This window comes from uncultured Thermus sp. (genome assembly GCF_938010445.1).
In the GTDB taxonomy this organism is placed as follows: Bacteria; Deinococcota; Deinococci; order Deinococcales; family Thermaceae; genus Thermus; species Thermus altitudinis.
The window spans coordinates 1-8,883 of the sequence record NZ_CALLUR010000138.1; the positions used below are offsets into that span (position 1 = coordinate 1).

The following is an 8,883-nucleotide window of genomic DNA, read 5'->3' on the forward strand; positions in this document are numbered from 1 at the left end:
CCCGAGGAGCTCCCCGGTGAGGGCTACCGCAAGGCCCAGATCGCCCACTGGCTCTACGCCCGGGGGGCTTTGGACTTCTCGGAGATGACCGACCTGCCCAAGGCCCTCCGGGAGGCCTTGGCCCAGGAGTGGCGCATCTCCGAGTTCGCCTTGGTGGAGGCCTACCCCAGCCAAGATGGAAGCGTCAAGTACCTCTTCACCCTGCTGGACGGGAAGAAAACCGAGGCGGTCTATATGCCCTACGAGAACCGCAAGACCGTCTGCCTCTCCAGCATGGTGGGTTGCCCGGCCGGGTGCACCTTCTGCGCCACCGGGGCCTTGGGCTTTGGCCGCAACCTCACGGCAGGGGAAATCCTCTCCCAGCTCCTGGCCATCGCCCACCACCAGGGCATCTCCCCCCGGGAGATCCGCAACGTGGTGCTGATGGGCATGGGGGAGCCCCTTTTAAACCTCCCCAACGTACTGAAGGCCATCCGCCTCCTCCTCCATCCCCAGGGCCTGGCCATGAGCCCAAGGCGCATCACCCTTTCCACCGTGGGCATCCCCAAGGGCATCTACCGCCTGGCGGAGGAGGACCTGGGGGTGCGCCTCGCCCTTTCCCTCCACGCCCCCGACGACGAAACCCGGAGGAGGATCATCCCCACCGCCCATCGCTACTCGGTGGCGGAGATTCTGGAAGCGGTGCGCCACTACTACGCCAAGACCAAAAGGCGCATCACCTTTGAATACACCCTCCTCAAGGGCCTGAACGACCACCCCTGGCAGGCCCGGCTTCTCGCCAAGCTTCTCCGGGGGATAAGCACCCACGTGAACCTCATTCCCTTCAACCCCTGGGAAGGGGCCCCGGTGGAGGGCACCCCCAAGCCCGGCATCCTGGCCTTCGCCGAGGAGCTGAGGCGCCAGGGGATTCCCACCTCCATCCGCTTCAGCCGGGGGCAGGACGTGGGAGCCGCCTGCGGCCAGCTGGCCCTGAAGGCCCCCAAGACCCTAACCTTCACACCGACGCCAGAAGGCGCCGGGCAATGACGAGCTTTAGGATCTCGCTGGTCCCCTCCCCAATCCGGGTTAGGCGGGCATCCCGCCAGTAGCGCTCCACGGGGTAGTCCTTGATGTACCCGTACCCTCCCAGGACCTGGATGGCCTCATCGCAGGCCCTTACCGCCACCTCGCTGGCGAAGAGCTTGGCCTGGGCGGCCTCGAGGGTGTGGGGCCTGCCGGCATCCTTAAGCTCCGCCGCCTTCAGGTAGAGCAGCCTCGCCGCCTCCAGCTCCGTGGCCGCCTCCGCCAGTTTGAAGGAAACCCCCTGGTACTCGGCGATGGGCCTTCCGAAGGCCTCCCGCTCCTTGGCGTAGCGCAGGGCATAGTCCAAGGCCGCCCTCCCCAGGCCCACCGCCATGGCGGCGATCCCAATCCTTCCCCCATCCAACACCTGAAGCACGTGGTAAAACCCCTTGCCCCGCTCCCCCAAAAGGCCTTCCTCCGGGACAAAGAGGTCCTCCAGGAGGAGCTGGGCGGTGTCGGAGGCCGCAAGGCCCAGCTTCTCCTCCTTGCGGCCAATGCGCAGGCCCCTCTCGGGGCGGAAGAAGGCGAAGGCGGAGATGCCCAGGTGCTTCTTCTCCGGGCTTGGCGGGGGGTCGGTGCGGGCCACGATCACGTAGACCCCGGCCACGCTCCCCTGGGTGATGAACTGCTTGGTGCCGTTCAGAACATACCCTCCGGCCACCGCCTCCGCCCGGGTCTTCAGGGCGGCGGCATCCGAGCCCGAACCCGGCTCCGTGAGCCCCCAGGCCCCCAGGGCCTCCCCCGAGGCCAGCTTGGGTAGGAAGGTTTCCCTCTGCTTTTCGTTGCCCGCAAGGAGGATATGCCCCGTGGCCAAGGAGTTGTGGCTGGCCACGGTGAGGGCCAAGGCCCCATCGTAGTAGGCGATCTCCTCCACCATGCGGGCGAAAAGCCGACTGGTTAGCCCTGCCCCCCCATAGGCCTCGGGCACCGTGGCCCCGAAGACGCCAAACTGGGCAAGCTTCCCCACCAGCTCAAAGGGAAAGGCCCCCGTCCGGTCCCTCTCCGCGGCCCCCGGGGCCACCTCCGCCCGCAAGAACTCGCGAAAGGGGCCCAAGACCGCCCGCTCCTCCCGGCTTTCCTCAAACCAGAGCCCCATGGTGGGGCTAGTATATCACTTTCTTGCTGAAAGGCAAAAATACGTTACATCACAGAGGGGCCTGGCGCCCAAAGCCCCCAAGGGTTACCTTCAGGGGGATGCTCCTCCTCACGGGCCCCACGGACGCGGGGAAGACCACCCTGGCCTCCAGGCTTTTGCAGAAGGCGGGGGAAGCCTACCTCCTGGACCTGGACCCGGGGCAGGGGGCTTTGCCTGGAGCCTTTACCCTCTTCCACCACCGGGAAGGAGCCCTCACCCCCTTGCGCCGCTACCTCCTGGGGGCCCTCTCCCCCAGGGGCGTGGAGGCCCGGGCGGTGGTGGGGGCTTTGCGCCTGGCCCGGCTCATCCCTCCAGGAAGCCCCGCGGTGGCCGACACCGATGGCTACCTGGACCCTGAGTTCCGCCTCCTGCAGGTGGAAGCCCTCCGGCCGGCGGAGGTTCTGGTGCTGGGGTGGGAGGCCTTTTACCAGGCCCTTTCTTGGCGCAAGGACCTAAGGGTGCGCCTGGTCCCGCCCTTGCCTGAGGCCCGCAGAAAGACCGCGGCCCAGAGGCGAAAGAACAGGCAGGAACGGCTTCTTGCCCACTTCCAGGGAGCCCAAGCCCGCCTCCTGCCCCTGGAGGTGGACCCCGAGGGGCGGGACCGGCTCTATGGTTTTCTGGACGGGGAAGGGTTCTTCCTGGGCTATGGCCGGCTTTTGGCCTGGGCCCGGGGAGAGGGGTTCTTCCTCACCCCCGTCCAGGGGGAGGTGGCCAGGGTGGTCCCCACCCGGCTCCTCCTCCCTATCCCCGCACTACCAGGTTGAGAATCCTGCCAGGGACATAGATTTCTTTCAGGATCTCCTTCCCCTCCAGATGGGCCTGGATGTTCTTCACCTTGAGGGCCTCGGCCTTGGCCACCTCCAGGGGAGCGTCCTTGGGAATCAGGATGGTTCCCCGCACCCTGCCGTTCACCTGCACCGCCACCTCCACCACATCCTTTTCCAGGGCCTTCTCGTCCAGCTCGGGCCAGCCCGCCTCAAAGAGGCTATCCGGCCAGAACCAGTGCCAAAGCTCCTCGGCCATGTGGGGGGCGAAGGGGAAGAGCATCTGCAGGTAGTAGCGGATGGCGGTGCGGTAGAGGGGGGTTACGGGCCGCAGTTTGCGGTAGTCGTAAAGGGCGTTCAGAAGCTCCATGAGGGCGGCGATGGCGGTGTTAAAGCGAAGGTTCTCCAGGTCCTCGGTGACCTTCTTGAGGGTCTGGTGAAGCTTCCCGTAAAGCTCCTTGTCGGGGCCCTCGAGGGCCTCGGCGGCAAACTGGCCCGAGGTGGCCAAAAGGGCCTCCCGGTCCTCCGCCACCCGGCGCCAGATGCGGTTCAGGAAACGCCAGGCTCCCTGGACCCCCTCTTCCGTCCAGACCATCTCGTTCTCCGGAGGGGCGGCGAAGAGGATGGTGATGCGGGCGATATCCGCCCCCTCCTCCTTCACGAAGGGCCCCACCATGACCCCGTTGCCCTTGGATTTGCTCATCACCGCGGGCTTCCAGAAGTGCAAGGTGCCGTCCTCGTGGGGCCTGAGCTCGGCCCCCATCTTCCGCACCTCCTCCAGGGAAAGCTCCCTTTCGGGGATCTCCAGGCGGATGCGGGTGGGCTCGGGCAGGCGCACCTTTTCCCCTTCCACCTCCACGGGACCGAAATCCGTCCAGGCCAGGACCATGCCCTGGGTGAAAAGCCCCTGGAAGGGCTCCTCCACCTTCACCATCCCCAGGTCGTGGAGGAACTTGGTGAAGAAGCGGCTATAGAGGAGGTGCAGCACCGCGTGCTCCACCCCGCCGATGTACTGGTCCACGGGCATCCAGAAGTTGGCCTTTTCGGGGTCAAAGGGAAGCCGGTGGTTTTGGGGGTCGGTGTAGCGCAGGTAGTACCAGCTGGAGTCAAAGAAGGTGTCCATGGTGTCGGTGTCCCGCTTGGCGGGGCCGCCGCACTTGGGGCAGGTGGTCTGGTAGAACTCGGGGTGGGCCTCCAGGGGGCTTTTCCCCTTGGGGCGGATGTCCTCTATGTCCTTGAGGTCGGGGAGGAGGACGGGAAGCTCCTCCTCGGGGACCGGCACCACCCCGCAGGCCTCGCAGTGGACCATGGGGATGGGGGTGCCCCAGTAGCGCTGCCGGCTTATCAGCCAGTCCCTAAGGCGGTAGGTGACCCTGGCCCGGCCCAGGCCCTTCTCCTCCAGCCAGGCGATGACCCTCCTCTTGCCCTCCTCGCTCCCTAGCCCATCAAAGGGCCCCGAGTTCACCATGATGCCGGGCTCCTCGTAGGCGGCCTCCAAGGGCTCGGGCAAGGGCTCACCCGGACGCTCTATCACCTTCTTGATGGGAAGGCCATGCTTCTTGGCGAACTCAAAGTCCCGGCTGTCGTGCCCCGGCACGGCCATGATGGCCCCGGTGCCGTAGCCGTAGAGGACGTAGTCCGCGGTGTAGATGGGAATCCTCTCCCCCGTGGCGGGGTTTAGGGCGTAGGCCCCCAGGAAGACCCCGGTCTTCTCCCGGCCCTCCGCCTGGCGCTCAATCTCCGTCTTGCGCTTGGCGGCCTCCACGTAGGCCTCCACCTCGGCCCTCCTTTCCGGGGAGGCCAGCTTAAGGGTGAGGGGATGCTCCGGGGCCAGGACCATGAAGGTGGCCCCAAAGAGGGTATCGGGCCGGGTGGTGAAGACGGTGATGGCCTCCTCCCTGCCCTCTATGGGGAAGTGGATCTCCGCCCCTTCCGAGCGGCCGATCCAGGCCCGTTGCATGGCCTTCACCTTCTCCGGCCAGTCCAGGCCCTCCAGGTCCTTAAGGAGCCTTTCCGCATAGGCGGTGATGCGCAGATACCATTGCTCCAGCTCCCGCTTCTCCACCGGGGTGTCCTCGTGCCGCCAGCACCGGCCCTCCACCACCTGCTCGTTGGCCAGGACCGTCTGGCACTTGGGGCACCAGTTCACCAGGCCCTTGGCCCGGTAGGCCAGGCCCTTCTCCCACATCTTGAGGAAGATCCACTGGTTGAAGCGGTAGTAGTCGGGCTCGCAGGTGGTCACCTCCCGGTCCCAGTCGTAGAGGATGCCCATGAGCTCGAGGCTCTCCTTGGCCTGGCGGATGTTCTCGTAGGTCCAGTCCCGGGGATGAAGGCCAAACTTAAGGGCGGCGTTCTCCGCCGGCAGGCCAAAGGCGTCCCAGCCCATGGGGTGCAGGACCTCGTAGCCCTGCACCTTGCGGAAGCGGGCCAGGACATCCCCCATGGTGTAGTTCTTCAGGTGGCCCATGTGGAGGTCGCCGGAGGGGTAGGGGAACATGACCAACACGTACTGCTTCCCCCTTTTCCCCAGGACCTCCTTAGCCCTCATGAAGCCCTTTTCCTTCCAGAAGCGTTGCCATTTGGGCTCTATGGCGTGCGGGTTGTACCTCTCCATGCTGGGCCTCCTCCCAAAAAAACCCTTCCCCAAGGGGAAGGGGACGGCCAGGCCCCTTCCCTTTAGGGGGCTAGCCTGGCCGGGCGCATGGAAACATGATACTGCAACCCAGCAAAAAAGCGTGGGGTGCCCTAGTCCTCCACCACCCTGGCCACCACCGCCCCCAGGAGGAAGACCCAAAGCACCAGGTAGAGGCCTAAGAGCGCCAGGACAAACCCCGCCAGGGGCCCATAGAGGAGCTCGTACTGGGAGCGAGGAAGAAGCCTGGGTAAACCAAGCCGCACCCCCTCAAAGAGGAGGGCCGCCACCCCCGCCCCCACGCTTAGGGGAAGAAGGCCACGAAACCCCTTTAGGCCGCGGAAAAAGGCGTAGGCAAAAAGGAAGAGCAAAAAGGCCAGGAAAAGGGGCAGGAAGACCTCAAAAGGCCCCAGGAAACCCCGCCAACCAGGGGGCAGGAAGCGGAGGATAAACCCCAAGGCCAAGCCCAAAAGGGAAAGGAGGATGAGGCCAAGGCCCAAAAGAACCGGCATGAGAAGGCCCAAAAGGCGGTGGCGAACCCCCGGGGGCCGGCCGAAGATGAGCCCTAGGGCGTAGCCCATGGCGGCGAAAAAGTTGCTCCCCGACCAAAGGAGAAAAAGGGCGCTCAAAAGGGTTAAGGGAAAGGCCCCCCGGGTGAGAAAGCCCAGGAGGTCCTGGGCCAGCTCAGGCCGGGCCGGGAAAAGGGCCTCGGCCAAAGCCTCCACACCCCCCAAAAACCCTTCCCGTAAGGCCTCGTTCCCCGAGAGGAAAAGGCCAAAGACCCCCACCAGCAAGAAGAGAAGGGGCATGAGGGAAAGAAGGGCGTAGTAGGCCAAGGCGGCGGCAAAAAAGGGGACGTGGGCCTGGGTGTAGAGGCGAAAGGCCTTCCGTAGCACGGCGTCCCACGGGAAGCTACTCCCGCTCCTGCCCTTCCCCCAGGGCCACCCACTTGGTGGTGGTGAGCTCCAGGGGCCCCATGGGGCCGTAGGCGTGGAGCTTGGAGGTGCTGATGCCGATCTCCGCCCCCAGGCCCAGCTGGAAGCCGTCGTTGAAGCGGGTGGAGGCGTTCCAAAGGACCAGGCTGGCGTCCACCTCCTCCAGGAAGCGCCAGGCCGCATGAGGGTCCTCGGTGCAGATGGCCTCCGTGTGGCGGGAGCCGTAGCGGGCGATGTGGGCCAAGGCCTCGTCCAGGCCCGAGACCACCTTCACCCTAAGGATCAGGTCCAGATACTCCTGGTCCCACTCCTCCTCCCGGGCGGGGACCGCCCCCTTCAGGAGGGAAAGGGCCCTGGGACAGGCCCGAAGCTCCACCCCCTTTTCCCCCATGGCCTTCTCCAGCATGGGCAGGAAGGCTTCCGCCACGGCCTCGTGGACCAAAAGGGCCTCGAGGGCGTTGCACACCGCCGGGCGCTGGGTCTTGCCGTTTAGGGCTAGGCGCAGGGCCATGGAGAGGTCGGCCCTCTGGTCCACATAGAGGTGGTTCACCCCCTTGGCGTGGGCCAGGACCGGCACCCGGGCCTCCTTCTGCACCAGGCGGATGAGCTCCTCCCCACCCCGGGGGATGAGGAGGTCCAATAGCTCCAGGCGGCACATGGCCAGGATGGCCTCCCGGTCCGTGGTGGGCACCAGGCTCACCGCCTCCCGAGGTAACCCCACCTCCAGCAAGGCCCGGTGCCAGAGGGAAACCAGGGCCTGGTTGGAGCGGAAGGCCTCCTTTCCACCCCTAAGGAGCATGGCGTTGCCCGCCTTTAAGGCCACGGAAACCGCCTCCACCGTGGCCCCTGGGCGGGCCTCGTAGATGAAGCCAATGAGGCCCAGGGGCACCCGCATCCTTCCCACCCTCAGGCCACTGGGCCTTTTACCCAGCCCCTCTATCCGGCCCAAGGGGTCAGGAAGGGCGGCGATCTGCCTAAGGCCCTCGGTAAGGGTCTTTAGGTCCTTGTCCTTAAGGGCCAGCCGGTCCAGCTTGGCCCGGGATAGCCCTGACCTTTCGGCCTCCTCGAGGTCCTCCCGGTTAGCCCTTAGCACCTCCGGCCAGGCCTCTTCCAGAAGCCGAGCCATGGCCAGAAGGGCCCCATCCCGGTTTCCCTTGGCGATTTCCGGAAGCCGGGCCCGGGCCCCCTCCGCCAGGTCCCTAAGGGACGCCCATACCTCCTCCCTCATACCTCCTCCTTAGCCTCCTTTAGGACCAGGTGGTCCCGGTGGACCACCTCCTCGGTGTAGCGGTAGCCCAAGAGGGCCTCTATCTCTCCGCTCCTACGCCCCTTGATGCGCTCCACCTCCTCGGCGGCATAGTTGGCCAGGCCCACCCCCACCTCCTCCCCCTCCTCAGTGAGGAGGCGCACCGCCTCCCCCCGGCCAAAGCGGCCCCGCACCGCCTTGATGCCCGCAGGCAAAAGGCTTGCTCCCCGTTCCCGTAGGGCCCGCACCGCACCCGGATCCAAAACCAGCTCCCCCTTGGGCCTAAGGAGGCCATAGAGCCAAGCCCTTTGCCCCCGGTAGCGCCTTTGGGCATGGAAATAGGTGCCCAAAGGCAGCCCCTTTAGGGCCTGCAAAACCACCCCCGGCCTTCTTCCCGGAAGGAGGAGGGTAGGAATGCCTACCCGGCCGGCAATGCGGGCCGCCAGGAGCTTGGAGCGCATCCCCCCGCTTCCCAGGGGGTTTCCCTCCCCGGCATGGGCCAGTACCGCCTCCACCCGTTCCACCTCCGGGATGGGCCGGGCCTTAGGGTTTTTCTTGGGATCATCATCATAAAGGGCGTCCACATCGGAAAGGAGGAGCAAAAGCCCCGCCTCCACCAAGGCCGCTACTCGGGCGGAAAGCTGGTCGTTATCCCCGAAGCGAATCTCCTGGAAAGCCACGGTGTCGTTCTCGTTGATGATGGGCACCACCCCCAGGCGCAAAAGGGTCTGCAGGGTGGCCTTGGCGTTCAGGTAGCGCTCCCGGCTCGCCAGGTCCTCGGCGGTGAGGAGGACCTGGGCCACGGGGGTAGGGGCGAAGGCCTCCCGCCACTGGGCCATGAGGAGGGGCTGGCCGGTGGCGGCCAAGGCCTGCTTGGTGGGCATGTCCTGGGGGCGGGGTAGGCCCAAGGCCGCCATCCCCGCCGCCACCGCCCCCGAGGAGACCAGGACCACCTCCCGCCCCTCTTGGCGGAGGGTCAGGACCTGGCGGGCGATCTCCGCCATCACCCCCCTATCCAGACCCCCGGGCCCCGCTAGGACCGCGCTCCCCACCTTGACCACCAGCCGCTTGGCCTCGAGTCCCGGCCGCATTAAGGGTCAGGATAGCAC

General features: G+C 66.1%; 7 protein-coding genes. 2 read left to right on the plus strand and 5 right to left on the minus strand.

What is annotated here, in order from left to right:
- Positions 1 to 1,026, plus strand: a 1,026-nt coding sequence (rlmN, locus tag Q0693_RS07710; RefSeq protein WP_298630484.1) for a 23S rRNA (adenine(2503)-C(2))-methyltransferase RlmN, incomplete at its 5' end; no start/stop codon positions are given.
- Here rlmN and Q0693_RS07715 read toward each other — a convergent pair.
- The gene (locus Q0693_RS07715; RefSeq protein WP_298630486.1) at positions 995 to 2,158 is read right to left on the minus strand and encodes an acyl-CoA dehydrogenase family protein; all 1,164 of its coding nucleotides are present in this window, start codon (positions 2,156 to 2,158) and stop codon (positions 995 to 997) included. The genes rlmN and Q0693_RS07715 overlap by 32 nt on opposite strands.
- Positions 2,159 to 2,256: 98 nt before the next feature.
- Between Q0693_RS07715 and Q0693_RS07720 the strand changes: the two genes are divergently transcribed.
- Positions 2,257 to 2,961: a Clp1/GlmU family protein gene (locus Q0693_RS07720; protein ID WP_298630488.1), complete on the plus strand. Its 705-nt coding sequence runs from the start codon at positions 2,257 to 2,259 to the stop codon at positions 2,959 to 2,961.
- On the opposite strand, the gene leuS is transcribed toward Q0693_RS07720, so the two are convergent.
- The 4 genes from leuS to proB form a co-directional block, all read right to left on the minus strand.
- A complete protein-coding gene (leuS, locus tag Q0693_RS07725) occupies positions 2,939 to 5,575 on the minus strand; it encodes a leucine--tRNA ligase (RefSeq protein WP_298630490.1) in 2,637 nt (878 codons plus the stop codon). The two genes, Q0693_RS07720 and leuS, sit on opposite strands and share 23 nt — an antisense overlap.
- A gap of 131 nt (positions 5,576 to 5,706) precedes the next feature.
- Positions 5,707 to 6,489, minus strand: a complete 783-nt coding sequence (locus Q0693_RS07730; RefSeq protein WP_243032115.1) for a YhjD/YihY/BrkB family envelope integrity protein — start codon at positions 6,487 to 6,489, stop codon at positions 5,707 to 5,709.
- 16 nt (positions 6,490 to 6,505) lie between these two features.
- Entirely contained in the window at positions 6,506 to 7,756 is a 1,251-nt protein-coding gene (locus Q0693_RS07735) for a glutamate-5-semialdehyde dehydrogenase (protein ID WP_298630493.1), read from the minus strand.
- Positions 7,753 to 8,865: a glutamate 5-kinase gene (gene proB / locus Q0693_RS07740; RefSeq protein WP_298630495.1), complete on the minus strand. Its 1,113-nt coding sequence runs from the start codon at positions 8,863 to 8,865 to the stop codon at positions 7,753 to 7,755. The genes Q0693_RS07735 and proB overlap by 4 nt, the downstream gene beginning before the upstream one ends.
- Positions 8,866 to 8,883: the final 18 nt, after the last annotated feature.